Here is a 24,360-nt window from a genome sequence, read left to right as displayed (position 1 = left end):
TCGAGGTGAGGGGGACGACCGGTCGGTCGAGCACGTCGGCCCCCGGGGACGACACGGAGGCAGCCACGCTCACCGCCGAGCCCGCCTCGTCAGCGGGTGCTCGTGCTCGGGGCGGGGACGACGTCTTCTCCGGCCTCGCGAGTGGGCGCGCAGCCCGGACCTTCCGGCCGCCCCGTTCAGGCCCCGACCCAACCCCCGGTAGCCGCGGACGCGGCACCGGCCAACCCGGGAGGACCGATGAGCGCAGGAGGAGACCACCGCGGGCACGGTGGACCGCATGATCCCGAGTTCCGCGTCGGGCGCGGAAAGCCGGCCCGGCGGCGGATCGCCGCGCTCGCCGTCGCGATCATCGTCATCATCTTCGCCGTCATGCTGGGCGTGTGGCTGCTCGGCAGGTCCGCCGCCGACGCGCAGAGCCCAGCCGGGGCCGGGGGCGCGGACCACAGCGCTGAGGCGGAACCGGCCGCTGACGGGGGTTGCCCGGGCCTCGATCGGTCCGGTCAGCGGGCCGACCGGACCGCCTGAGCGAGCCGGGCTCGAGGCACACGATCTCGGGCACGTGCTCGAGCTCGCACCCGCACCGACGCAGCCACCCCGCCCCGGCCGTCGGTGAGGACGACCCGGTCGGACTGCGTACCCACGGTCGGCCGCTGACGACAGAGGCCCCGCCGAGCCCGTCTCCGGGGCCCGGCGGGGCCACTGCACTGCGTTGGTAGCGGGGACAGGATTCGAACCTGCGACCTCTGGGTTATGAGCCCAGCGAGCTACCGAGCTGCTCCACCCCGCGTTGCGTCCGCCACCCTACCCTTTGGGCGGGACCGACCCGCTGACGGCCCCGTGGTCGGCGCGACCACGGGGCCGACAGCCGGCTCAGGAGGTGCTGGACGTGCCCGCTGCCGGCGGCGCAGCCGTCGCCCCGCCGGTGGGGTGACCGTTCGGCGACGCCGTCGTGCCGGGAAGCAGCGGGTCCTCCGGAGCGCGGCGCGGGAGACGGGGCTCCTCCCCCAGCCCCTTGACCAGCGACGCGAGCACCATGAGGAGCACGACCGCGAAGGGGAAGGCGGCGACGATCGAGGCGGTCTGCACCCCGCCCAGGCCGCCGCTGACCAGCAGGACGGCTGCGGAGGCGGAGATGACCAGCCCCCAGATCACGCTGACGACGCGCGCCGGGTCCTGCCCACCGCGGCTGCTGAGCGAGCCGAGCACGAAGGTGGCGGAGTCGGCGCTGGTCACGAAGAACGTGACGATCAGGATCATCGCCCCGATCCCGGCCACCACCCCACCGGGCAGCGTGTCGAGCAGCCCGAACAGCTGCGACTCGGTCGACTGCCCGGCGAGCTCCGCCCCCTCCTGCTCGGCGAGGATTCCGGCTCCGCCGAAGACGGAGAACCACAGCCCGCTGACCAGCGTCGGCACCGCCAGCACGCCGATGACGAACTCCCGGATGGTGCGCCCGCGCGAGATGCGCGCGATGAAGGTCGCGACGAAGGGCGACCACGAGATCCACCACGCCCAGTAGAAGATCGTCCAGCCGTTGATCCAATCCGACCGCTCGGCGTCGAAGGGGCCGGTCTGCAGGCTCATCGTGGGGAGCTCGGCGAGGTAGCTGCCGAGGGTCGTGGTGAACGCACCGACCAGCCGGCCGGACGCCGCGGTGAACAGCACGAAGGCGAAGAGCCCCACCGCGAGGACGACGTTGGCGGTCGACAGCCACTTGATCCCGCGGTTGATCCCGGAGAGCGCCGAGATCAGGAAGAGGACGGTGACCACCGCGATGATGGCCAGTTGCACGCCGGAACCGGTCGCGATGCCGTCGTCGAGCGAGGCGAGGCCCCCGTTGATCTGCGCGGCGCCCAGGCCGAGCGACGTGGCGACACCGAAGACGGTGGCGACCACGGCGACCGTGTCCACCGCCACGCCGAGCGGGCCGTCGACGCGGTCACCGAGCAGCGGTCGCAGCGCGCCGCTGATCGTGGCCTTCCAGCCGCGGCGGAACCGGGCGTAGGCCAGGGCCAGGGCCAGGACGGCGTAGATGCCCCAGGGGTGCAGGCCCCAGTGGAAGAACGAGTAGCGCAACGCATCCCGGGCGGCCTCCGTGGTCCCCGGGTCGGCCGTCGGCGGGGTGAGGAAGTGCGACACCGGCTCCGCCACGCCCCAGAACACCAGGCCGATGCCCATACCCGCGCTGAAGAGCATCGAGAACCAGGCCCGGGTGCTGTACTCCGGCCGGTCGGTGTCCGCACCCAGCCGCACCCGTCCCCACCGCGAGGCCGCGACCACGATCACCGCGACCAGCACGATCGTGGCGGTGAGCAGGTAGAACCAGCCGAACCGGTCGACCACGAAGGTGCGCGCCGAGGTGGCGGCGGAGTCGAGGGACTCCGGTGACAGCACGCCCCAGAGGACGAAGGGGAGCACGATGGCCAGCGAGGCCCAGAAGACGGCGGATGTTCTTCGCACGAGCGGAAGGATCCTTCGGTCGGGAACAAGAGAGCCGGGTGCCCACCGGCGGCAGACCGTAGGGCGGCGGGGTCGACGGCCGGTCGACGATCCAGACTTGCACCACTTGCGGAGCGCCGCATCTTTCCGGGCGTGACAAGCCCCACCCCCGCGGGACCGGAACCGTCGGGGATCGTGGGCGGGTGCCACCTCAGCCGCCCACGCAGCAGGACCCCCACCACGCCGTCGACCTCGCCCTCCGGGCGGGGGAACTGCTGCTGTCGGCCGGCGCCAGCGCCGCCGAGGTGACCGCCACGTGCACGGTCGTGGCCCGGTCCTGCGGGCTCGGGCGGGTGGAGTGCGACATCACCTTCACCTCGATCACGGTCTCCGGCCACCCCGCCGCGGACGCCGCCCCGATCAGCGGGCTGCGCCTGGTCCAGCGGCGGGAGCTGGACTACTCCCGCGCCACCGCCGTCCACAACGTGGTCGGCGACCTGGCCGCGGGACGGGTGACCCCGCCGGAGGCCGACCACCGGCTGCGGGCGATCGCCACCGCACGGCACCCCTACCGCCGGTGGGTGGTCACCGGGGCGCGTGCGTTCCTGGCCGCCGGGGTAGCCGTGCTGCTCGGCGCCGGGCCCGTGGTGACGGCGGCCGCCTTCGGTGCCACGGTGCTGGTCGACCTCGCCATCGACCGCCTCGGCCGCCGCGGACTGCCGCCCTTCTTCCTCAACGCCGCCGGCGGGCTGATCGCCACCTCGGTCGCCCTCGCCCTCGTGGCCGCCGACATCGGCGTCCGCCCGTCGCTCGTCGTCGCCGGCGGCATCGTGCTGCTGCTGCCGGGTGTCACGCTCGTCGGCTCGGTGCACGACGCGATCACCGGCTTCTACGTGACGGCGAGCGCCCGGGCCTTCGAGACGTTGCTGCTGACGGCCGGGATCATCAGCGGGGTGGCGGTCGGGCTGTCAATCGGCGTGCGGCTCGGCGTGCCGATGACGATGTGGGACCCCTCGCCGAGCGGTTTGGCGGAGGTGCCGCTGCAGCTCGCGGCCGCAGCCGCCGTCTCGGCCTCCTTCGCCGTCGCCAACTACGCCCCCCGGCGCACCCTGGCTCCGGCGGCGGCCGCCGGTGCGCTCGGTTGGGCGGTGTTCGTCGGGCTGGACCAGCTGCGGCTGTCGGTCACCCTCGCGACGGCCGCCGCCGCCGTCGTCATCGGCCTCGGCAGCTTCGTCATGGCTGCCCGCCAGCGGGTCCCCGCGCTGGTCTACGTGGCCGCCGGGATCATCCCGCTGCTGCCCGGGCTCGCCATCTACCGCGGTCTGCGCCGGCTCACCGAGGGCGACACGCTGGGCGGCCTCACGCTGCTCGGGACCGCCATCGCCATCGGCCTGGCGCTGGCGGCGGGGTCCCTGCTCGGCGAGTACGTGGCGCAGTCCCTGCGACGGACCAGGCTGCCCGGGGAGCGGCGCCTGACCGGCCTGGTCCAGGCCCGAGGAGCACGCGCGCGGAGCGTCACCGGCGGCGGTCGCGGGGTGGCACGCGCCTGACGCGGAGGCGTCGGCACGGACCCGTGTGAACGGTGGGACGGGCCGTCACGCGCGAGGCGCCGGACCCGTGCGCCTCCGGCACCCCCGTTCCCGGCCCGCCTACAGTCCGGGTCGTGGCGGGGGACGTGGCGGCGAGCAGTTTCGTCGGAGACCCGCAGCCGGTGGAGATCCACCACCGCGGGATCTGGTACTCCGGCGAGCTGCTCGGCTGGCGGCACACCCCCGACGGCCGGGTCTCCGCCCGCGTGCGGTGCACCGTCGACGGGCTGCGGCACTCGACGTGGAAGGACCTCGCCGAACTCCGCCTGCCGGATCCGGCCCACCCACCGCGGCGGGAACCGTTCCCCGCACCGACGGCACGCCCGCTGGCCGCCGCGCCGGTGGCCGACCCGGACCGCACGCGCCCGCACACGCTGCTCGCCGCGCTGACCACGCGACCGCGCCCACCCGCGCACGTGGGTACGCCGCCGGCCCCGCGGGCCCCCGCCGACCCGGGGACGCCGTCTCCCGTCCAGCAGATGCCGGCCGGAGGGCGCGCCCCGACGTCGGAACCGGCGCTGCCGCCGGCACGACCGCGGCCGACGCCGTACCGCCGTGCACCACGCCAGGCCGACGGCTGGTCGCGCGACTGGCCCGACGCCCGCACGCACGAGGAGCTCAGCGCCGTCTGACCACGGGACCGGCGGCCCGAGCACCCGGAAGGACGAGAACGACGAAGGCCCGACCCCTGGTGGGGCCGGGCCTTCGTGGTGGTAGCGGGGACAGGATTCGAACCTGCGACCTCTGGGTTATGAGCCCAGCGAGCTACCGAGCTGCTCCACCCCGCGTCGGTGACACCACCGTACCAGCCTTCCCGGACGGGTGGGCGCCGAGGTCGGCGCCCACCCGTCGCGGGCCGGCGGTCACCCGCCTCCGGCCGCCGCCTGCTGGGCCTGCTGATAGGCCGTCACGGCCTCCTGCAGATCGGCCAGCGCCGCACCTTGGCCGGCGAAGTCACCGGACCGCTGGGCGGTGGCCAACGCCTCGAGCGCGGCGTTGATGTCCTGGACGGCCTGCTCCATGTCCGGCGTGGCCGGCAGACCGTCCGTGCCGTCCGGCGGGATCGGTACGTCGGTGGGATCGGCCGGCTGCTCCACGCCGGGGGTGTCCTCCCCCTGCTCCGCCTCGGTCGGCACCCCGTCGGCGTCGGACGCGACCACCCCTGCGCCGTCGCCGAACACCTGGTCCAGCGCCTCGGAGAGGGTGTTGGCGTAGCCGATGCGGTCACCGAAGTTGACCAGCACCCGCTGCAGCAGCGGGAAGCCGCCCTCCCCGGTGCTCTCCACGTAGAGCGGCTCCACGTAGAGCAACCCGGCGTCACCGATCGGCAGCGTCAGCAGGTTGCCGAACACGGCAGCGGAGTTCTGGCTGTCGAACAGCGTGAGGTCGGGCCGCACCTGGTTGTTCGTGATGAACGCGTTCTGCACCTGCCCGGGACCCCGGAACGGAGTGTTGCCGGGTAGCTGCAGCACCTGGAGTGCGCCGTAGGTCTCCGGCGCACTCGACGCCGAGACGAACGCCGACAGGTTCTCCCGTTGGAAGGCGTTCAGCGCACTGGTCAGCTGGAACGTCGCCTCGTCGTCACCTGGTCGCTGGGCCAGGATGTAGTACGGCGGCTGGTTCTCCTCGATGTTCCGCGTCGGGTCGTCGGGGATCTGCCACCGGTCGCTGCCCTCGTAGAAGGCGATCGGGTCATCGACGTGGTAGCGGGTCAGGATGTCCCGCTGCACCTTGAACAGGTCCTCCGGGTACCGGACGTGGCTGATCAGTTCGTCGCTCATCTCGCTCCTCGGCTCTACCACGCCGGGGAACGCCTTCATGAAGGTCTGGAGGACCGGGTCCTCTTCCTCCCAGGCGTACAGCGTCACCGTGCCGTCGTAGGCGTCGACGGTGGCCTTCACCGAGTTGCGGATGTAGTTCACCGTCTCGTTCGGCAGCGCGGTCGTCCCGGTGCCGGTGAGCGCGTCCGCCACCGCCTCGCCGAGCTGCATCTGCTCGGAGTAGGGATAGGAGTCCGACGTCGTGTAGGCGTCGAGGATCCAGGTCACCCGGCCGTCGATCACCGCGGGGTACGGGTCGCCGTCGACCTCCAGGAAGGGCGCCGCCTTCTCCACGCGTTCGCGCGGGTCCCGGACGTAGAGGACCTTCGACTCCTCGTTCACCGCGCTGGAGAGCAGGAAGTTGCGCTCGCGGTAGTAGATCGCGTACGTCAGCTGCCGGAAGAAGCTGCCGACCGAGACACCGCCCTCGCCGTCGTAGGTGTTGTTGATCTGCCGATCCTCGGATCCGCCCTCCGGCAGGTCGAACTCCCGCGGCGCGCTGCCCTCCGGAGCCCCGACCACCGAGTAGTCCTGGATCAGCTCGCCGTAGTAGATCCGGCTCTGCTCGACCGGGATGTTCCCCCGGGTCGGCAGGTCGCCGGTGGTGAAGTTCGGCTCGCCGCCCTCGGAGCCGGCCACGACCTCGTTCGCCGGAGCGGCGACGAAGCCGTGCCCATGGGTGTAGACGGTGTGCCGGTTGATCCAGGTGCTCTGGTTCTCCGACAGCCCGGCGCTGTCCAGCTCGCGCACCGCCACGACGTAGTCCCCGGTCTCGCCGTCGATGGTGTAGCGGTCGATGTCGAGCTTCTCGGGGAAGCCGTACACGTTCCGGATCTGCTGGCGGGCCGTGAACGTGTCGGTCAGGACGTTCGGGTCCAGCAGCCGGGCGTTCGGGATGGTCTCGGTGTCGTTCCGCAGCTCGGCCAGCGCGACGTCGGGGTCCACCTCGTTGCCGGTGGTCTCCTGCGCGTACTGGACGTAGTCGATGTCGTCGAGACCGTAGGCCTCCCGGGTCGACTGGATGGCCCGCTCGATGTAGTCGGCTTCCTTCTCGTTGGCGCTCGGGTTGACGACGAACTGCTGGACGATCGCCGGGTAGGCCACGCCGATGACCAGGCTGGAGACCAGGAGCAGCACGAGGGCCGCGGCCGGCAGCAGGAAGTTGCGGACGAGGATGTTGGCGAAGAACGCCAGGGCACACACGGCCGCCACGAAGACCAGGATCGTCTTGGGCGTCAGCAGCGCGTTGACGTCGGTGTAGCTGGCACCGGTGAAGACGCCACCGCGGTTGGAGTAGACCAGCCCGTAGCGGTCCAGCCAGTAGGCGACGGCCTTGAGGGCGAGGAAGAAGCCCAGCAGCACCGACAGCTGCACCCGCGCCGCGGCGGTCAGCTTCTGCCCGGGCGTCTGCAGCCGCAGCCCGCCGAACACGTACTGCGTCAGCAGCGAGCCGATGAGCGCCAGGATGACGATCGCGAACCCGAAACCGAGCAGCAGCCGGTAGAAGGGGTAGTCGAAGACGAAGAACGACAGGTCGATGCCGAACTGGGGATCGGTCCGGCCGAAGTCGGTGCTGTTGCGGAACGACAGCCACGTCTCCCAGCTGCTCTGCGCGGTGAACCCCGCGAACAGGCCGAGGACGACGGCGATGCCGGTCAGCACGAGGCCGCGCCGCGGCTCCAGCGACTGGCGGTAGCGCTCCAGGTTCTGCTGCTCGAGCGACATCGGCCGGAAGGTGGGCCGGAACCGGTAGGCCAGGTACACGGCCAGCGCGGTGAGCCCGCCGGTCGCCACGCCGGCGACGGCGAACAGCAGCACGCGTGACTGCAGCTCGGTCCAGAAGACCTCGGTGTACCCGGTCTCGTCGAACCACAGGTAGTCGACGTAGACGTTGGTGAGGGTGCCGACGGCGGTGAACAGCACCAGCAGCACGGCGATGGCACCGATGACCAGCTTCGCGCGCCGGGACAGCGTCGGCACCGGCACGGGGGGCCGCATGGCCACGAGCGGTCTCCTTCACTTGCAGGCGTGGTCTCTCGGCCACGCGACGATCGACCGTGGGGTCGGGTGGTGCGGCGCCGGGCGGACCCGGCCCCCAGGACAACGCACCGGACGGCGCGGGGTTCCCGGTGGGGGCGCGTCGGCGCCGTGTGGGGTCGGGTCAGCAGCTCTCCGGTGTCCGGCCGGCGCGCACGTCGGCAAGGGCCGCCAGCGCGTCGTCGAGGGTGGCGACCCGGGCCAGCGGGACGCCGGTGTCGGGAGCGGCCAGCGCCTCGGCGCAGTTGTCGGCGGGGACCAGGAACAGCTCGGCGCCGATGTCGCGGGCGGACACCATCTTCAGCGGGACACCGCCGATGGGTCCCACGTTCCCCGCCAGGTCGATCGTACCGGTGCCGGCTATGACCGCGCCGCCGGTCAGATCCTCCTCGCCCACGAGGTCCAGGATGCCGAGGGTGAGCATGAGCCCGGCCGACGGGCCGCCGACATCGGCCACCTGGATGTCCACGTCGAACGGCGCGGACGGCTGGTCGAGCACGCTGACGCCCAGCCGCGAGCCCTCCCGCTCCTCGGCCGCCTGGGTGGTGACCGTCGCGGTACCCGGCTCGCCCAGCCGCGTGTAGCCGACCGTGACCGGCGTCCCGGGCGGGATGCCGGCGAGGACGTCGGTCAGGACCTCCGAGTCGGGCACCGGCTGCCCGTCGACCGACTCGATCGCGTCGCCCTCTTCGAGCAGCCCCTGCGACGGCGAGCCCTCGGGGACCTCCCGCACGACCACCTTCTGCGGGTAGCCGAGCTCGCCCAGGGCGACGCTCTCGGCCGCCTGCTCCGAGGTGAGGAAGGCCTGGCGGTTGACCTGCCGGGTCTCCTCCTCGGTGCGGTCGGGCGGGTAGACGGACTCCTCGGGGACGACGCTGACCTCGTCGTCGAACCAGCCGCGCACGGCCTGCACGAGGCTCAGCCCGCCACGGCTGACCCCGACGGTGGTGAGGGTGAGGTCGCCCTCGACCTCGTTGCGCTCCCTGCCCTCCACGGCGATGATCGGCTCGCCGTCGACCTCCCCGAGCGTGTCGAACGTCGGGCCGGGGACCTGTGCCACGTAGGGCACCGGCACGCTCGTGCCGAGCACGCCGAACAGCAGCAGCAGAACGGCGCCGACACTGAGGACGGCGATCCGACGGGTCACGACCGGCGAGCTTAGGGCCCCGTCGCCGGGGCGCGGCGCGAGCCCGCGGCAGCGGGGCCGGTGGGAGCCCTCCGGCCGTCCCCCACCGCGCGCCGGCGGGGCGCCCGCGCGACCTGGTGCGCTCCTGGCGAACGCGATCCCGCCCCACGGCCGAAGATCACGCGTCTACCGTGGACGCATGAGCGACCACCCGTTCGGCTTCGGCCTGCCCGACCGCGACCCCGAGCGCCGGGAGCCCGGCAAGGGCGGTGACCAGGGCGGCGACCCGTTCGGCCTCGGCGCCCTCTTCGGCGGCATGGCCGGCGGCGGGTCGCCCGACGACGTGCTCGGCAAGATGCCGCTGTTCGCCGAGCTGCAGAAGCTCATGAACTGGTCGGGGGGCCCGGTCAACTGGGACCTGGCCCGGCAGGGGGCGATCAGCCAGCTGGCGGCCGGGCACCAGCCGTCGTCGGAGCAGGAGCGCTCCGCGACCGCCGAGGCGCTCCGGCTGGCCGACCTGTGGCTCGACCAGGTGACCGAGCTGCCGTCGGGGATCGAGCGCACCGCCGCGTGGTCGCGGGTGGAGTGGGTCGAGCAGACCCAGCCGGCGTGGGCTGCGCTCATCGATCCGCTGGCCGAGCGCGTGGTGGCGGCGATGACCAGCGCGTTGCCGCAGGAGGCGGCCATGTCCTTCGGGCCGGTCGCCGGGATCATGGGCCGCATGGGCGGGCTGATGTTCGGCGCCCAGGTGGGGCAGGCCCTCGGCACGCTCGCCGGCGAGGTGCTCACCAGCACCGACGTCGGGCTGCCGCTGGCGCCGGCCGGCACCGGCGTGCTCGTGCCGCAGAACCTGGCCACGTTCGCCGAGGGGCTCGACCGCCCGGCCGACGAGGTCCGGCTCTTCGTGGCGCTGCGCGAGGCGGCCTCCCAGCGGCTGTTCGCCCACGTCCCCTGGCTGCGCCAGCAGCTCCAGGACGCCGTGCACGCCTACGCCCGCGGCATCACCATCGACCGCGAGGCGATCGAGCGGGGCATCAACGAGGCGATGTCCGGCGGCATGGGCGCGGGGCTGGACCCCAGCGACTCGGAGAGCATCCAGCGCCTCCTCGGCAGCGGCGTGCTCGAGCCCGAGGAGACGCCCGAGCAGCAGATGGCGCTGCGCCGTCTCGAGACGCTCCTGGCCCTGGTCGAGGGCTGGGTGGACACCGTGGTCGCCGCCGCGGCGGGCGACCGGCTGCCCGGGCACGACGCCCTCGCCGAGACGATGCGGCGCCGACGGGCCTCCGGTGGGCCGGCGGAGCAGACCTTCGCCACCCTGGTCGGGCTGCAGCTGCGTCCCCGCCGGCTGCGCGACGCGGCCACGGTCTGGGGCGCCATGGGGCAGCAGCACGGCAGCGCGGCGCGGGACCGGCTGTGGTCGCACCCGGACCTCCTGCCGACCTCGGAGGACCTGGACGAGCCGCTGGACTTCGTCGCCCGTCAGGGCGTCGACGACGAGCTCGCCGCGCTGACCGCCGACGACGCGGAGCGGGCTCCGGACCGCGCGTCCGACGCCGAAGGGAGCTCCGACACCGAGGAGGGCTCCGACCCCGAGGAGGGCGAGGACCGGCGCGAGCCAGGCGACCAGGGGTAGCCGGCTCAGCCGTCGACGTCGAGCGGCGGCTCGGCTCCCGCCGCGCCTGCGGTGGCCGCCAGCTCGACGCCCTCCAGGAAGCCGCGGGCGCGCTCCGCGCGGGGGTACCGGGCGACGAGCGCCCAGAAGCGCTCGTCGTGACCCGGCTCGAGCAGGTGCACCAGCTCGTGCACCAGCACGTAGTCGACGACGTACTCCGGCATGGAGCGCAACCGGCTCGACAGGCGGATGGTGCGGTCGGCCGGGGTGCAGGACCCCCAGCGCCGGTGCTGGTTGTCCACCCAGCGCACGCTCGCCGGTTCGGCGAGGCCGTCGAGGTGCGCCGCCGACAGCGCCCGCGCCCGCGCCAGGAGCTCGACGTCACCACCGAGGGAGCGCTTGCGGCGCTCCTCGCGCGTGCGGAGCTTGGCGACCATCTGGGCGACCCAGCGCTGCTCCTCGGCCGGGCTGAAGGCCGCCGGGATGAGCACCACGGTCCGGCCCATCTCCCGGTAGGCGGTCACCGTGCGCCGCCGACGGCTGCTGCGCCGGACCTCCACGACGTCGCCGTCCCCCGGTCCAGGCAGGGCGCTCGCGTCAGGGGGCGTTCGGGGCACGGGAAGACCGTAGGACACCGCCTCGGCGTGGCGCCTGCGCGGAGACACCCGCTCGGGTGCAGGTCGCACGGACGGTGGACATCGCCGCCGCTCCAGCCGGTGACCACGGTGGCCGGACGCGGGCGTCCACACCCGTACGGGGACGTCTGTGCTGGTCGGCGGGGCGGCGGGGGTCACCGCGGGCGATCCGTCCCCGGCCCCTCCCTCGGTTCCGCACAGGGACACGCCATGCCGTCCCCATGGCATCCACAGCGTCGTCCACAGCTGTGGGGAAGGGAGGGCCCCCGACCGCCGGGGAACTCGCCGCCGGGCGGCCGCCGACGGGGATGGCGACCACCGGGCACGGGTAGCGTGCTCGCCCAACGGTGCCCGGCGTGCGAGCCGCGGCACCCCGGAGACGAGGAGATCCCGTGGCGGAGAGCTACAACGGCTATTGCGTGAAGTGCAAGGAGAAGCGCGACTTCGACGGTGAGGTCAAGGTCAGCGAGTCCGGCCGCCGGATGGCGCAGGGCACCTGCCCCGTCTGCGGCACCAAGATGAACCGGATCCTCGGCAAGGCCTAGAAGGACCACCCTCCTCCCCGCACCTCTCAGGCTCGGCGCGGGCCCCTGGAGGGTGGCCGTTCCAGGCAGTTGCGGTCGGCGGCGTTCCGGGAAGGGGCGCCGCCGTCGTCGTCCCGGACGGCCCTGTGGACGACGAGCGCGCCGCCGCCGCGCAGCTGCCACCCTGCCGGGGTGAGCGACAACGCCCATCCCCTCCTCCCGGCGGCGACGCCGCTGCTCGTCGGTGACGACGAGGGCGTCCAGATCGGCGGGGTCGACTCCACCGACGGGCTGCTCCTCCACCCGGCCGCGGGGCTCGCTCCGCTGCTCCGCGCGCTCGACGGTCGTCGATCGCGGCGGGTCGTCCGGGCCGAGGCCGCCCGCGCGGGCCTGGCGCCCGGCCTCGTGGACGCAGCCCTCGACGCGCTCACCTCGGCGGGCCTGGTGCGGCAGCTGGACCCGGCCGACCTGCTCGCGATCGGTCCCGGTCCGGCCGCCGCCGCCCGCGCGGCGGTCGAGCTGCCGGCGGCCGGCTCCACCCCGGGAACGGCCGGCTGGCGGACCAGGCGGCGAGCCACCGTGGTGGTCGAGGGTGCGACACGTGTGGGCACCCCGCTGGCCGCTGTCCTGGCCGCGAGCGGGATCGGCCGCGTCGTGGTGCGGGACGCGGGCGTGGTCACCGCCGCAGACGCGATGGTCGGCGGCCTGACCGCCGCCGACGAGGGGCGGCCCCGCGCCGTGGCGGCGGCGGACGCCGTCCGCCGGGTCAGTCCGCAGACCGATCTCGGGCCCCTCCCGGCGGGGCTGCGGCCCGACGTCGTCGTCCTCACCCGCCCCTGGGACGCATCGGACCCCCTGGTCCCGGCCGTGCCGGGACCGCACCTGGTGGCCACGGTGCGCGGTGAGACGGGCGTCGTCGGGCCGCTGGTGATCCCGGGTGCCACCAGCTGCCTGCGCTGCGGCGACCTCCACCGGCGCGACGCCGACCCGCGCTGGCCCCGGCTGGCGGCCCAGCTGACCGCCGCGGAGCCGCCCGCCAGCGGGGCCACGCTCACCTGCCTGCTGACCGCGCTGCTGGCGGCCGGTCAGGTGCTCGCCTGCGTCGACGGACGCGGTGCACCGGTCACCCTCGACGCCACCGTGGAGCTGCGCCCACCCGACCTGCTGCCCCGCCTGCGCCGATGGCCGCCGCACCCGTCCTGCGGCTGCGGCGCGGCGGCGGGCGGGGAGACCGACTCCACGGACGGCGAGGGACGCCCTCCCGGCGGGATCCCGGTTCGTCGGGCGACAATGGCCGCTGAGCGAGCTCACGGGCTCACCGGACACGACACGGCGCCGCTCCGACCGGACGCCGGCGAGGAGGACGTGTGAGTGACGAGCGACCGGCCATGCCCCGGGGGTCGGTCGCGCGGACCGCGCGCCTGGCCTCCCTCCCCCTGGGCGCCGCGGGCCGCGCGACCATGGGCCTGGGCAGGCGTCTGTCGGGGCAGTCCGCGGACACGGTGAACGCCGAGCTGCAGCAGCGCACCGCCGAGCAGCTGTTCGCGGTGCTGGGGCAGCTCAAGGGCGGCGCCATGAAGCTGGGCCAGACCCTGTCGGTGTTCGAGGCGGCGGTGCCCGAGGAGATGGCCGCGCCGTACCGCGAGGCCCTCACGAAGCTGCAGGAGGAGGCGCCGCCGATGCCCGTGCGGACCGTGCACGCGGTCCTCGCGCAGCAGCTGGGCGGCTCGTGGCGCCAGCGCTTCGCCGACTTCGACGACGCCCCGGCCGCGGCGGCGAGCATCGGCCAGGTGCACCGGGCGACGTGGCGGGACGGCCGCGACGTGGCGGTGAAGATCCAGTACCCGGGCGCGGCGACGGCGCTGATGAGCGACCTGAACCAGCTGGCCCGGTTCGCCCGGCTGTTCGCCGCCGTCTTCCCCGGGCTGGACGTTAAGCCGCTGATCGCCGAGCTGAAGGCGCGCGTGGTGGAAGAGCTGGACTACGGCCTGGAGGCCGACGCGCAGCGGGCGTTCGCCGCCGCCTACGCCGGGGACGCCGACATCGCGGTCCCGCGGGTGGTGGCCAGCGCACCCAAGGTCATCGTCTCCGAGTGGCTCGAGGGCACGCCGCTGTCCCGGATCATCACCTCGGGGAACCGTGAGGAGCGGGACCGCGCCGGCCGGCTGCTGGCGACGCTGCACTTCTCCGCGCCGCAGCGCGCCGGGCTGCTGCACGCCGACCCGCACCCGGGCAACTTCCGGCTCGTGCCCGACGGCCGCCTCGGGGTCATCGACTTCGGGGCCATCGCCCGGCTCCCCGACGGCCACCCCGAGCCGATCGGGCGGCTGCTGCGCTGGGCCCTGGCCGGCCGTGCGGCGGAGGTGCTGGCCGATCTGCGCGCGGAGGGCTTCGTGCGGCCGGGGGTGCACGTCGACCCCGAGGCGGTGCTCGACTACCTGCTCCCCCTCCTGGAGCCCATCGCCGGGCGGCACTTCCACTTCACCCGCGCCTGGATGCAGCAGCAGGCCACGCGGATCGCCGATCCGCGGACGGAGGCCAACCGGCTGGGCAGGCAGTTGAACCTGCCACCGGCGTACCTGCTGATCCACCGGGTCTCGATCGGATCTATCGGGGTGCTCTGCCAGCTGGATGCCGCGGCCGACTGGCGGGCCGTCCTCGAGGAGTGGCTCCCCGGCTTCGCCGACTGAGACCCCCGACCGACGCGGGGGGACGGTTTCCGGACCGCACCGCCGGCCCCACGGCACCGGGACGGCTCGTGGTGGCGGTGCGGTCCGGAGGACCGTCGGCGCCGTCCCGAGGCTCACCCCGAGCGTGCGAGGGGTGAGGAGGACGGCGGCCCCGTCCCGAGGCTCACCCCGAGCGTGCGAGGGGTGAGGAGGACGGCGGCCCCGTCCCGAGGCTCACCCCGAGCGTGCGAGGGGTGAGGAGGACGGGGTCCTTCTAGTAGACGGCGGCGCTGGCGCGGGCGGCCCGGCGGACCGCGCGCTCGGCGCGACGGGCGGCCCGCCGTGCCAGGTAGAGACGACGGGCGCGCGAGACGGCCATCGCCTCGGCCTGCAGCTCGGTCATGCGGCTGCGGGCCATCTCGTGCTCGAGCATGTACATGGCTGATTCCTCTGATCGGCTCCCCCACGGGAGCACGGAACTGCTGGTGGTGTGGTTACCGGACCCGGATGACCGCGGGCTCACGCCGCGACGACCTTCCGGGGTCGGCCACGTGGCCGCTTGCGGGCGATCACGGCGCCCCGGTCGAAGATCTCGCCGCCCCAGACGCCCCACGGCTCGGCGCGCGAGAGCGCGCCGGCCAGGCACGCCTCCCGGACCGGGCAGTCGCCGCAGAAGCTCTTGGCGAGCTCCAGCTGTGCCGGGCTCTCGGCGAACCACAGCTCGGGGTCCTCCACCCGGCACGGCAGGGGGCGCCGGACCGGGGCGGGGGGCAGGGACGGACGGGGTCGCCGCGGGACGGGGCCTCCGGTCCGGGAGAGCCCGGGCCGGCGGTGGGACGTCGGGCGGTCGATCGTCTGCTGCACTGCCGCTCCTCCTCGTACTCGTCGGGTACGGCCGGCGGGGGCCCGCCGACCGAAGTCGGGGCCGGGCGCCGCGGAGGAAAGAAAAAGGCCGCGGATCCCGGGGTTCGGGTTCCGCGGCCTCGAGGAGGTCCGGTGAGCGGCTAGCTCAGCGGTCTCCCGGGGGAACGGATCCCGAGGGTGGTGCCGTCGTTCGTGGGCAGGTAGGTGGGCGCGAAGGGGCGCTCGACAGCGCGGAGCGACTTCGGGCGCCGGTCGAGGGCGACGGCCGCGAACGGCGTGCCGACGGCCCACTCGCCACCGGCGCAGCCGGCGGAGGACAGACCGGTGCCCTCGTGCTGAGCAGCGGGACCAGCCATGACCAGGCCCCCCGTACGCGTGTCGATGCCGCCCAGGCCGAGGAGGTCGGCGGAGGCAGCGGTGATCGAAGTGATGATGGTCATCGGGATGCCCCCTCCTTCCTCTCTCCGCCCCCGGCCGGTCGGCCGGGCGCGCTACGGGGCGCAGCTCGTGTGGAACGGGACACTATGACCGCCCGGATTCCGGGTCAATCGAATTAACGACGAGTCCTCCGGACGGTGTCCCCACCGGTCTCGGAACCGCCTGCCGTCGCCCTCGGCGACCGCTCCCTCACCGCCTCAGCCGGTGACGGTGGCCAGCACGTCCTCGCCGTAGAGCTCCAGCTTCCGGGCGCCGATCCCGGGCAACCCGGACAGCTCGCGGAGGCTGGCCGGCCGGCTCTCCGCAATGGCCTGCAGGGTGGCGTCGGAGAAGACGACGTAGGCCGGCACCGAGGCGGACTGGGCCGCCTGGCTGCGCCAGGCGCGCAGCCGCTCGAACAGCTCCCCGGCCTCGCCCTCCAGGACCACCTTGGGGCGCTTGGCGGGGCGCCGGGCCGGGGGCGCGGTCGGCCCGGAGCCCGGCGCCAGCCCCTCGAGGAACCGGCTCCGCGGCCGGGAGCGCCGGCCGCCCGGGTTGCGGGCCAGCGACCAGGACAGGGTCAGCTGCTCGCGGGCGCGGGTGACCGCCACGTACAGCAGCCGGCGCTCCTCCTCCACCGCCACCGGACGGCTCAGCGACTGGGCGATCGGCAGCACGCCGTCGACCAGTCCGACGACGAAGACGACGTCCCACTCCAGGCCCTTGGCGGCGTGCATCGAGGCGAGGGTGACGCCCTGGACGGTTGGTGCGTGCTGGGCGTCGGCCCGCTCGGCGAGGTGGGTGACGAAGCCGGCGAGGTCGAGCGAGGGGTTCTCGGCGACCAGGTCGACGGCGAGGTCGACCAGCGCGGCGAGGGACTGCCAGCGGTCGCGCGCCGCGCCCCCGGCCGGCGGGCGGTGCTCCACCCAGCCGGTGGAGGCCAGCACGTCGCGGACGGCGGGCACGAGCATGCCCGGCTCGTTGCCCCCGGCGGCCGCCCCGCGCAGCAGCAGCACCGCCTCCCGGACCTCGGGCCGCTCGAAGAAGCGCTCCCCGCCCTTGAGGACGTAGGGCACGCCCGCGTCGGCGAGCGCGGACTCGTACACCTGGGACTGCGCGTTGATCCGGAACAGCACGGCGATCTCGGCGGCGGGCGTGCCGTCGTCGATGAGGGCCTTGCAGCGCGCCGCGACCGCCGCCGCCTCGGCCGGCTCGTCGGGGTGCTCGACGAACGTCGGCTCCGGGCCCTGCGGCCGCTGGCCGAGCAGGCGAAGCCCGGGCAGGCCCTTGCGCGGAGGCGCCTGGCCGATCAGCCGGTTGGCCAGCCCGACGACCTGCGGGGTCGACCGGTAGTCGCGCTCCAGCTTGACCACGGCCGCGTCGGGATACCGGTCGGCGAAGCCGAGCAGGTAGTCGGGGTCGGCGCCGGTGAAGGAGTAGATGGTCTGGTTCGGGTCGCCGACCACGCAGATCTCGGCCCGCCCTCCGAGCCAGGCGTCGAGCAGCCGCTGCTGCAGCGGGTTGACGTCCTGGTACTCGTCGACGACGAAGTGCCGGTACTGGCCCCGGACCTGGCGGGCGACGTCCGGGTGCTCCTCGAGCGCGTAGGCGGTGACCAGCAGCAGGTCCTCGAAGTCGAGGGCGCCGTCGCGCTGCTTGGCCTGCTCATAGCTGGCGTAGACGGCGGCGACGGCGGCGGGCTCGAACGGGGCCTCGCGGCCGGCCGCCTGCGCGCGGGCCGGGTAGTCCTCCGGCGTCGCCAGCGTGGTCTTGGCCCACTCGATCTCGCTCGCGAGGTCGCGCAGGCTCGTCCGGTCGGTGGTGAGCCGGTTGCGCGTAGCGGCGGAGGCCACCACCCGCAGCTTGTTCTCGATCAGCCCGGGCATCGGGCCGCCGAGCACCCGGGGGGCGAAGTACCTCAGCTGCCGCATCGCCGCGGCGTGGAAGGTGCGCGCCTGCACCCCGCCCACGTCGAGGGCGGCCAGGCGGGCGCGCAGCTCACCCGCCGCCCGCGCGGTGAAGGTGACCGCGAGCACCTGCTCGGGGACGTAGGTGCCGGTGTGCACGCCGTAGGCGATCCGGTGGGTGATCGTGCGCGTCTTCCCGGTGCCGGCACCGGCGAGGATGCAGACCGGCCCCGACACCGCCTGCGCCGCCGCACGCTGCTCGTCGTCGAGGCCGTCGAGCACGGCCTCCGCGTCCGCGTGCGCCATCGCCGGCGTCCCTCCCCGTTCCTCACCCGACTCGTACCCGGGAGCCGACGGCCCCCGGCGACGATCCTCCCAGCCGGCAGCGACGGACGGCGGGAAGGATCCCCAGGAGCACCACGTTGGGACCCACGCACCACCGCCACCCCGCCACGGGGCTGGACCGACCCGGCACGAACAGGGAGACTCCCCGCGATGACCACGACCCCCGGCGCTGCCGTCACGATGTACACCACCACGTGGTGCGGCTACTGCGTGCGGTTGAAGAAGCTGATGCAGCGCGAGGGCATCGAGTTCGCCGAGGTGGACATCGAGACCGATCCCCAGGCGGCGGACCTGGTCATGCAGGCCAACGGCGGCAACCGGACGGTGCCCACGCTGGTCTTCTCCGACGGCACCGCGTTGACCAACCCGAGCATCGACGCGGTGAAGGCCCAGCTCGGACAGCTACCGGAGGCGTGAGCACCCGTGGTCCCCGGCCCCAGGCCCTCCGACGAACTCGACGGGCACGTGTCCCCCGATGCGCCGCCCCGCCCCGAGGTCTCGGCCGTCCCTGGGGCCGGTGACCGGCCGCGGGTCGCCCTGACCAGATCGGGGCGCGGGTGGGTGGTCGTCCCGCTCGACGGCGATCCGGTCGGCGGTGACCCCGTCGACGACCTCGTCGAGGGGATGACCCTGGCCGACCTGGTGGCCGACGAGATGGGCGGTCTGCCCGAGCCCGACCGCTCCGCCCGGCGCTCGGCCCGCGGCCCGGTGACGCCACCCGGTGACGCCGACCCGGTCGACGTGCGGATCGCTGCCCTGCAGCGCACCGTCGCCCAGCTCGAGCACGCGCTCGCCGCCCGGGTGTCCACGGAGCGGGCGATCGGGGTGCTGGCCGAACGGCAGGGCGCCAGCCCGCGGACGGTGTTCGAGGGGCTGCGCCGGGAGGCGCGCACGCAGGGCCGTCCCGTGGTCGAGCTCGCCCGCGAGGTCCTCGCGAGCCTGGCGCCCGATGCCGTCGCCCCCGCCGGTGGACCGGGAGGCACCGCGTCGTCCGCGCCTGCGCCGGTGCCCCCGCCGCCGCCGCGCGTCGAGCCGGTGCGGCCCGACGCCGTGAGCACCGCGGACGGCCGCTCCTGACCCGACCGGAGCCGCTGTCCCCCGGCGCCCTCGCCGACCGCCTGGCCGAGCTGCTGGCGGAGCTCCCCGCCGAGCCGGGCGCCACCGCGCTGCGCGTGGCCGTCGACGGCCCCGAGCTGGCGGAGCCGGAGGACCTGGCGCGCTCGATCGCCGATCGCCTGCCGACGCTGGGCCGGGCCGCCGTCGTCGTCCCCGCCACCGGGTTCTACCGGCCGGCGTCGCTGCGGCTGGAGCACGGGCGCACCGATCCCGACGCCCGCTACACCGACTGGCTGGACGCCGGCGCGCTCGCCCGCGAGGTGCTGGGACCGGTCGGGCCGGGGGGCTCCGGGGAGTACCTGCCGGTCCTGTGGGACCTGGAGCGCGACCGGGCCGCCCGGGCGCCGCGCCGTCCGGCACCCGCCGGCGGCGTGCTGCTGGTGGCGGGCGCCCTGCTGCAGGGGGTCGGCCTGGCCTTCGACGTCGTGGTGCACCTGCGGGTGACGCCCGCCGCGCGGCGACGCAGGACCCCGTCGGAGGCGGCCTGGGCGCTCCCGGCCTTCGACCGCTACGACGACGAGGTCGATCCCGTGGCGCTGGCCGACGCCGTGGTGCTGGCTGACCACGCCGACCGCCCCGCGCTCGTGCTCGGCGGTCGCTGGGGTGCCTAGAGCTCGCCGCGCAGCCAGCGGTCGAGGATGTGCCGGGCGATGGAGATCGACGGCGGCACCGCCAGCTGCCCGCCGGGCGCCCGGAGCTCGTCGCGGGTGAACCAGCGGGCCTCCTCGATCTCGTGCGGATCGAGCCGGAGGTCCTGGTCGCCGTCGGCGCGGGCCACGAACCCGAGCATGAGCGACTGCGGGAACGGCCAGGGCTGGCTGGCGACGTAGCGGACGTCGCTGACGCGGAGCCCGACCTCCTCCTCGACCTCGCGGGCGACGGCCGCCTCGGCGGACTCCCCCGGCTCGACGAAGCCGGCGAGGATGGAGAACCGGCCCGGCGGCCAGGTCGCCTGCCGGCCGAGCACCACGCGGTCGCCGCCGTCGTGGACGAGCATGATCACCGCGGGGTCGACCCGCGGGAAGAACTCGGTCCCGGTGGTGGGGTCGCGCTGCGTCCAGCCGGCCCGCTCGACCGTCGTCGGGGCGCCGGTGAGCGGGCTGAACCGGTGCCGTTCGTGCCACTCCAGGATGCCGACGGCCTCCGCCAGCAGGCCGGCGTCCAGGTCGCCGAGCTCCGCACCGACGTCGCGCAGCCCGGCCCAGCGGTCGACCGGCCGGCCGTTGACGGTCAGCGCCCGTTCCCCGCGCACCGCCGCGTACGGGACGCCGTCGGCCTCGCCGAGGAAGACCGCGCCCGCCGGCAGCTCCGGCCGCTCGTCCCAGACCAGGCGGGGGCCGTCGGGGCCTTCGGCCACCGGCACCGTCCGGGCGGCGTCGACGGTGAGCACCCGCACCGGCCGGCCGCCGGTGGGGTCGGGCAGCACCCGGGCGAGGTGCGCCCGGTCGTGCGCGACCCGGGACAGCAGGGGGCCGTCGCCGCCGCCGGCGGTCACGCCTGCTCGCCGCCCCCGGTGACGGTGACCGGCGCCAGGGCGCCCAGCTCGGCGGCCACGCGGTCCGCGTCGCCCACGACGACGGCGGTGAGCGCCTCGGGCGCCAGGTAGCGCGCGGCCGCGGCCTGCACCTGCTCCACGGTGACCTCGGTGAGGTCGCGCTGGTGGGTGCTCAGCCAGTCCGCCGGCAGCCCCACGCCGAGCAGCGCCGACAGCGTGCTGGCCAGGCCGGCGTGGGTGGAAGTGGACAGCGCCATGCTGCCGAGGACGTAGCGGCGGGCGGCGTCCAGCTCCGCCTCGGTCACCGGGGTCAGCGCCATCCGCCCGAGCTCGTAGAGCGTCTCGAGCAGGGCCGGCCCGGTCACCTCGGTGGCCACGTCGGCCTCGACCAGGAACGACGACGCCGCGCGCTGGTGGTCGATGGCGCTGCGCGGGCTGTAGCTGTAACCGCGCCGCTCGCGGATGTTCTCCACCAGCCGGGAGGAGAAGTACCCGCCGTAGACCATCGCCGCCAGCCGTGCCGCCGGGAGGTCGGGGTCGGTCCGGCTGGGGGCCGGGCCGCCCAGCCGCAGGTTCGACTGCACCGCGCCGGACCGGTGCACGAGCTGGATGCCGTGCGCCGGCTGCTCGGCGACCGGCGGGGTCTCCACCGCCTTGCCGCTGCCGGTCCACGCCTCGAGCGCCGCGGCGGCGGTGTCGGTCGCGGCCGCGGGGTCCAGGTCGCCGACGAGGACGAGGGTGCTGCCCGCGGGCAGGACCCGCTCGCGGTGCAGCCGCCGCAGCGCCGGGGCGCGGACGGCGGAGACCAGCTCGGCGTCGGGCAGCTGGATGGCGTACGGGTGGGTGCCGTACCGGCGGGCGGCCAGCGCCGAGCGGGCGATCATGCCCGGCTGCGTGCGGGCGATCGCGATCCGCTCGGCCAGCCGGTCCCGCTCGCCGTCCACCCGGCCGGCCGGGTAGCTGGCGCCGGTGAGCAGCTCGGCGAGCAGCTCGAGGACGGGGCCGAGACCGCCGGGCAGCAGGGTGGTGCCGAAGATGAGCCGGTCGGCGTCGGTGCTCACCGACAGCTCGGCGCCGTGGCTCTGCAGCAGCTGGGCGACCTCGGCCTGGTCGTGCCGCTGCGTCCCGAGCAGCACCGCCCCGGAGAGGACGGCGCCGCGCGCCGCGTGCACGCCGGCGTTGCGGGTGTTGGGCGCGGCGAACGGCACCCGCAGCCGGAGCTCGACCAGGGGCACCCCGGGGCGCGGGACCACGACGACCCGGAGCCCGTTGGGCAGCGTGGTCTCCTCGGCCACCGGCGCCGGCTGCGGGCGCGGCTCGCCCAGCGGCGGGATCAGCGAGACCTGCTCGGGTGCGGTCATCGGGTACCTCCAGCAGGTCGCAGCTCCAGCACCGCGGCGGTGCCCGGATCGAGCCCGCGGGCGGCTCCCTGCACCGCCTCGGGGGTCACCGCCGCGAGGCGGGCGGCGAGCTCGCCGGCGAGCTCCGCGCGCCCGTGGACGAGCTCGGCCGCGGCGAAGGCGAGGGTGCGCCCGAGCACCGAGTCGGCCTGCTGGAGCAGCTGCGCCTCGATGCGGGCCTGCACCCGGCGCAGCTCGTCCGCGTCGACGCCCTCGTCGGCGATGCGCGCCACCTCCTCGTGCACGGCGGCCATCACGCGCTCGGCCGGCACGGCGGCCGGGTGGTGCACCTGCGTGGTGAGCAGGGTCGCGTCGCGGACGTCGAAGGGGTCGCCGAACAGGCCCACGTAGCTGCTCTGCGCGATGGCGATCCGGTCGTCGTGGACCAGCCGGCGCTCCAGCCGGGAGGCGTCGCCCTCGCTGAGCACCTCGGCCAGCAGCACGCTGCCCAGGTAGGTGTCGAAGTCACCGACCGGGTCGGGCACCCGCCAGCCCAGGGCGAGCGCGGGCGCCGGCGCCAGGGGGTCCTCGATCACCGCGGAGCGCACCGTCGTGGGGGACGGCTCCCCGGTGGCCGGCAAGGGCGGGACGTGCCGGCCGGGGATGGGGCCGAACCAGCGGCGGACCAGCTCCTCGGTCGCGGCGACGTCGAGGTCGCCGCCGATGCACAGCACGGCGTTGCCCGGCGCGTAGTACTTCTCGAAGAAGTCGGTGGCGTCGGCGACCGTGGAGGACTCCAGGTCGACGAAGGAGCCATAGCCGTCATGGGTGTTGGCGAAGGTCTCGAAGGCGACCTGCGGCAGCTGCAGCCACGGGAAGGCGCCGTAGGGGCGGTTGAGCACGTTGACCCGGATCTCCTCCTTCACCACGTCGATCTGGTTCCGGAGGTTCTCCTCGGTGATCGCCGGCGCCGCCATGCGGTCGGCCTCGAGGAAGAGGGCGCGCTCGAGCGCCTCGGCGGGCAGCGCCTGGAAGTAGTTCGTGTAGTCCTGGTGGGTGGACCCGTTGAACGTGCCACCGGCGGCCTGCACCAGCCGCGCGTGCTCCATCTTCGCGACGTTGGCCGACCCCTGGAACATCATGTGCTCGAAGAGGTGGGCGAAGCCGGTGCGCCCCTCGGGTTCGTTGCGCATCCCGACGTCGTAGTAGACGCTCACCGCCACCACCGGCACGCTGCGGTCGGGGGCGAGGACCACCCGCAGGCCGTTGTCCAGCGTGAACCGTTCGATCGGGTGCCGCAGGGTCAGTTCGGTACCAGCCGCAGTCACGCGCCCGACCCTACGACGACGTCACCCTCCGGGTGACACCGCGGCCAGTTGCCGTCCCCATCCCTGGTGAGCCCCTGCTGCCGCGTCCCTCCTCCGGAACCCTCCGGGCTCCGCTCGTCGGTCGCCCGCTCAGCTCGTCACTCCAATACCTCGACGGCGCCGAGGACCCGGTCGATGACGCCGTACAGCTCGGCGTGGGTGTTGGGGATGGAGACGTAGAGCAGCGCCGGGGCCGGCCGGCCGACGTCGATCAGCAGCAGCGCTGCCCGCTCCCCCGAGGCGTCGTAGCCCTCGACGTCCCACGCCAGCTGGAACTCGACGAGGTGGGCGGCACGCCCGTCGACGGTCCGGGGCTCGTCGCGCCGGACCTCGATCGTGTTCGGCCACGGGTAGTAGTTGGCGCGGACGCTGGCGGCCAGCGTCGTCACCGTGCTCTGCAGGGTCGAGGGACCCGCCCACCCGTATCCGTCGGCCACTGGCCCGGAGGTGCACTGGGAGATGAAGATCCCGCCGTCGGGCGTGGCTTCCTGCGTCGTGAAGTACTGCCCGGCGGTCGTGGTCGTCTCCAGCTGCCGGCCCAGGTCGAACTCCCGCCAGCCCTCGCCCAGGTACGGGTAGGAGATGCCGGCGGCCTCGTCGATGATCCGTACCGTGCCCGGCGGGAACGCCTGGCCGGGTGCCGGCGCGGGGGCCGCACCGGGCTGCTGCGCGGGAGCGGCGGTGGTGCCGCCGTCCCCGCCCGAGCCCAGCGACAGCACGGTGACGACGGCGGCCACGAGGAGCACCAGGACGGCGGCCGCGGCGACCCATCGCCGGATCCGCGACCGGGCCCCGGCGGGGGCGACGGGCGCCGCAGGGGCCACCGGCTCCGGGGGCCGCGGAGCCGCGGTCCGCGCGGCGGCCCGGTGCACCTCGACCCCGGGGCCGGCGGGCATCATGACGTCGGACCACGCGCTGCCGCTCCACCAGCGCACCATGCCAGGGGCGCCACCCGGGTCCGGATACCAGCCCGGCGCCGCTTCCTGGCCCACTCCGGTCACGGGCTCAGCGTAAGGGCGTGGCCCGCGGCGGCACCGTCGCCCGCGCCGTCGAAGGAG

At 74.8% G+C, this 24,360-nt stretch carries 22 protein-coding genes and 2 tRNA genes; 10 read left to right on the top strand and 14 right to left on the bottom strand.

Going from position 1 to position 24,360, the window contains the following annotated elements:
* Positions 1 to 237: 237 nt before the first annotated feature.
* Positions 238 to 525 (top strand): hypothetical protein, encoded by a 288-nt coding sequence (locus ACI8AG_RS11405; RefSeq protein ID WP_456597129.1) that lies wholly within the window; start codon positions 238 to 240, stop codon positions 523 to 525.
* Positions 526 to 710: 185 nt separating this feature from the next.
* Here ACI8AG_RS11405 and ACI8AG_RS11400 read toward each other — a convergent pair.
* Positions 711 to 787, bottom strand: a tRNA-Met gene (locus ACI8AG_RS11400).
* Between the two features lie 83 nt (positions 788 to 870).
* Positions 871 to 2,460, bottom strand: a complete 1,590-nt coding sequence (locus ACI8AG_RS11395; protein WP_456589327.1) for a BCCT family transporter — start codon at positions 2,458 to 2,460, stop codon at positions 871 to 873.
* A gap of 182 nt (positions 2,461 to 2,642) precedes the next feature.
* On the opposite strand from ACI8AG_RS11395, the gene ACI8AG_RS11390 reads away from it, so the two are divergent.
* Both ACI8AG_RS11390 and ACI8AG_RS11385 read left to right on the top strand, forming a co-directional pair.
* The gene (locus ACI8AG_RS11390; RefSeq protein ID WP_456589328.1) at positions 2,643 to 3,989 is read left to right on the top strand and encodes a threonine/serine ThrE exporter family protein; all 1,347 of its coding nucleotides are present in this window, start codon (positions 2,643 to 2,645) and stop codon (positions 3,987 to 3,989) included.
* 113 nt (positions 3,990 to 4,102) lie between these two features.
* A complete protein-coding gene (locus tag ACI8AG_RS11385; protein ID WP_456597128.1) occupies positions 4,103 to 4,660 on the top strand; it encodes a hypothetical protein in 558 nt (185 codons plus the stop codon).
* Between the two features lie 79 nt (positions 4,661 to 4,739).
* Here the strand turns inward: ACI8AG_RS11385 and ACI8AG_RS11380 are convergent.
* The 3 genes from ACI8AG_RS11380 to ACI8AG_RS11370 form a co-directional block, all read right to left on the bottom strand.
* A tRNA-Met gene (locus ACI8AG_RS11380) sits at positions 4,740 to 4,816 on the bottom strand.
* A gap of 75 nt (positions 4,817 to 4,891) precedes the next feature.
* Positions 4,892 to 7,846 (bottom strand): UPF0182 family membrane protein, encoded by a 2,955-nt coding sequence (locus ACI8AG_RS11375; protein ID WP_456597179.1) that lies wholly within the window; start codon positions 7,844 to 7,846, stop codon positions 4,892 to 4,894.
* 163 nt (positions 7,847 to 8,009) lie between these two features.
* A complete protein-coding gene (locus tag ACI8AG_RS11370) occupies positions 8,010 to 9,032 on the bottom strand; it encodes a YlbL family protein (protein WP_456597127.1) in 1,023 nt (340 codons plus the stop codon).
* 178 nt (positions 9,033 to 9,210) lie between these two features.
* On the opposite strand from ACI8AG_RS11370, the gene ACI8AG_RS11365 reads away from it, so the two are divergent.
* Entirely contained in the window at positions 9,211 to 10,644 is a 1,434-nt protein-coding gene (locus ACI8AG_RS11365) for a zinc-dependent metalloprotease (protein WP_456597126.1), read from the top strand.
* 5 nt (positions 10,645 to 10,649) lie between these two features.
* On the opposite strand, the gene ACI8AG_RS11360 is transcribed toward ACI8AG_RS11365, so the two are convergent.
* On the bottom strand, positions 10,650 to 11,240 hold the full coding sequence (locus tag ACI8AG_RS11360; RefSeq protein ID WP_456597125.1) for a M48 metallopeptidase family protein: 591 nt from the start codon (positions 11,238 to 11,240) through the stop codon (positions 10,650 to 10,652).
* Between the two features lie 410 nt (positions 11,241 to 11,650).
* On the opposite strand from ACI8AG_RS11360, the gene ACI8AG_RS11355 reads away from it, so the two are divergent.
* The 3 genes from ACI8AG_RS11355 to ACI8AG_RS11345 all read left to right on the top strand — a co-directional run bounded on the left by ACI8AG_RS11355 (position 11,651) and on the right by ACI8AG_RS11345 (position 14,472).
* Positions 11,651 to 11,803, top strand: a complete 153-nt coding sequence (locus ACI8AG_RS11355) for a DUF5679 domain-containing protein (protein ID WP_012950213.1) — start codon at positions 11,651 to 11,653, stop codon at positions 11,801 to 11,803.
* A 171-nt stretch (positions 11,804 to 11,974) separates the two neighbouring features.
* Entirely contained in the window at positions 11,975 to 13,153 is a 1,179-nt protein-coding gene (locus tag ACI8AG_RS11350; RefSeq protein WP_456597124.1) for a ThiF family adenylyltransferase, read from the top strand.
* The gene (locus ACI8AG_RS11345) at positions 13,150 to 14,472 is read left to right on the top strand and encodes an ABC1 kinase family protein (protein WP_456597123.1); all 1,323 of its coding nucleotides are present in this window, start codon (positions 13,150 to 13,152) and stop codon (positions 14,470 to 14,472) included. Before ACI8AG_RS11350 ends, ACI8AG_RS11345 begins: the two co-directional genes overlap by 4 nt.
* Before the next feature lie 253 nt (positions 14,473 to 14,725).
* Here the strand turns inward: ACI8AG_RS11345 and ACI8AG_RS11340 are convergent, their stop codons facing one another.
* From ACI8AG_RS11340 to ACI8AG_RS11325, 4 genes are all read right to left on the bottom strand, one after another.
* On the bottom strand, positions 14,726 to 14,890 hold the full coding sequence (locus tag ACI8AG_RS11340) for a hypothetical protein (protein WP_456594748.1): 165 nt from the start codon (positions 14,888 to 14,890) through the stop codon (positions 14,726 to 14,728).
* A gap of 80 nt (positions 14,891 to 14,970) precedes the next feature.
* Positions 14,971 to 15,186: a WhiB family transcriptional regulator gene (locus ACI8AG_RS11335; protein ID WP_456589878.1), complete on the bottom strand. Its 216-nt coding sequence runs from the start codon at positions 15,184 to 15,186 to the stop codon at positions 14,971 to 14,973.
* 269 nt (positions 15,187 to 15,455) lie between these two features.
* Positions 15,456 to 15,755 carry a hypothetical protein gene (locus ACI8AG_RS11330; RefSeq protein ID WP_456597122.1) on the bottom strand — a complete coding sequence of 100 codons (300 nt, stop codon included), beginning with the start codon at positions 15,753 to 15,755 and terminating at the stop codon, positions 15,456 to 15,458.
* Between the two features lie 195 nt (positions 15,756 to 15,950).
* Positions 15,951 to 17,945: an ATP-dependent helicase gene (locus tag ACI8AG_RS11325; RefSeq protein WP_456589880.1), complete on the bottom strand. Its 1,995-nt coding sequence runs from the start codon at positions 17,943 to 17,945 to the stop codon at positions 15,951 to 15,953.
* A gap of 189 nt (positions 17,946 to 18,134) precedes the next feature.
* Here ACI8AG_RS11325 and ACI8AG_RS11320 point away from each other — a divergent pair, with 189 nt between their 5' ends.
* From ACI8AG_RS11320 to ACI8AG_RS11310, 3 genes are all read left to right on the top strand, one after another.
* Positions 18,135 to 18,401 carry a mycoredoxin gene (locus tag ACI8AG_RS11320; RefSeq protein ID WP_456589881.1) on the top strand — a complete coding sequence of 89 codons (267 nt, stop codon included), beginning with the start codon at positions 18,135 to 18,137 and terminating at the stop codon, positions 18,399 to 18,401.
* A 144-nt stretch (positions 18,402 to 18,545) separates the two neighbouring features.
* Entirely contained in the window at positions 18,546 to 19,061 is a 516-nt protein-coding gene (locus ACI8AG_RS11315) for an ANTAR domain-containing protein (RefSeq protein WP_456597121.1), read from the top strand.
* Positions 19,062 to 19,156: 95 nt separating this feature from the next.
* Positions 19,157 to 19,711 (top strand): uridine kinase, encoded by a 555-nt coding sequence (locus ACI8AG_RS11310; RefSeq protein ID WP_456589883.1) that lies wholly within the window; start codon positions 19,157 to 19,159, stop codon positions 19,709 to 19,711.
* On the opposite strand, the gene nudC is transcribed toward ACI8AG_RS11310, so the two are convergent.
* The 4 genes from nudC to ACI8AG_RS11290 form a co-directional block, all read right to left on the bottom strand.
* Positions 19,708 to 20,595, bottom strand: coding sequence for an NAD(+) diphosphatase (gene nudC, locus ACI8AG_RS11305; RefSeq protein ID WP_456589884.1), 888 nt, complete (start codon positions 20,593 to 20,595; stop codon positions 19,708 to 19,710). The two genes, ACI8AG_RS11310 and nudC, sit on opposite strands and share 4 nt — an antisense overlap.
* Complete coding sequence (locus ACI8AG_RS11300) at positions 20,592 to 21,956, bottom strand: M16 family metallopeptidase (protein ID WP_456589885.1); 1,365 nt, start codon at positions 21,954 to 21,956, stop codon at positions 20,592 to 20,594. The genes nudC and ACI8AG_RS11300 overlap by 4 nt, the downstream gene beginning before the upstream one ends.
* Complete coding sequence (locus ACI8AG_RS11295) at positions 21,953 to 23,263, bottom strand: M16 family metallopeptidase (protein WP_456589886.1); 1,311 nt, start codon at positions 23,261 to 23,263, stop codon at positions 21,953 to 21,955. Before ACI8AG_RS11295 ends, ACI8AG_RS11300 begins: the two co-directional genes overlap by 4 nt.
* A gap of 137 nt (positions 23,264 to 23,400) precedes the next feature.
* The gene (locus ACI8AG_RS11290) at positions 23,401 to 24,303 is read right to left on the bottom strand and encodes a DUF2510 domain-containing protein (RefSeq protein WP_456597120.1); all 903 of its coding nucleotides are present in this window, start codon (positions 24,301 to 24,303) and stop codon (positions 23,401 to 23,403) included.
* Positions 24,304 to 24,360 lie beyond the last annotated feature (57 nt).

Source organism: Blastococcus sp. SYSU DS0552 (assembly GCF_054050815.1).
This window is presented reverse-complemented; position numbering and strand designations above follow the sequence as displayed.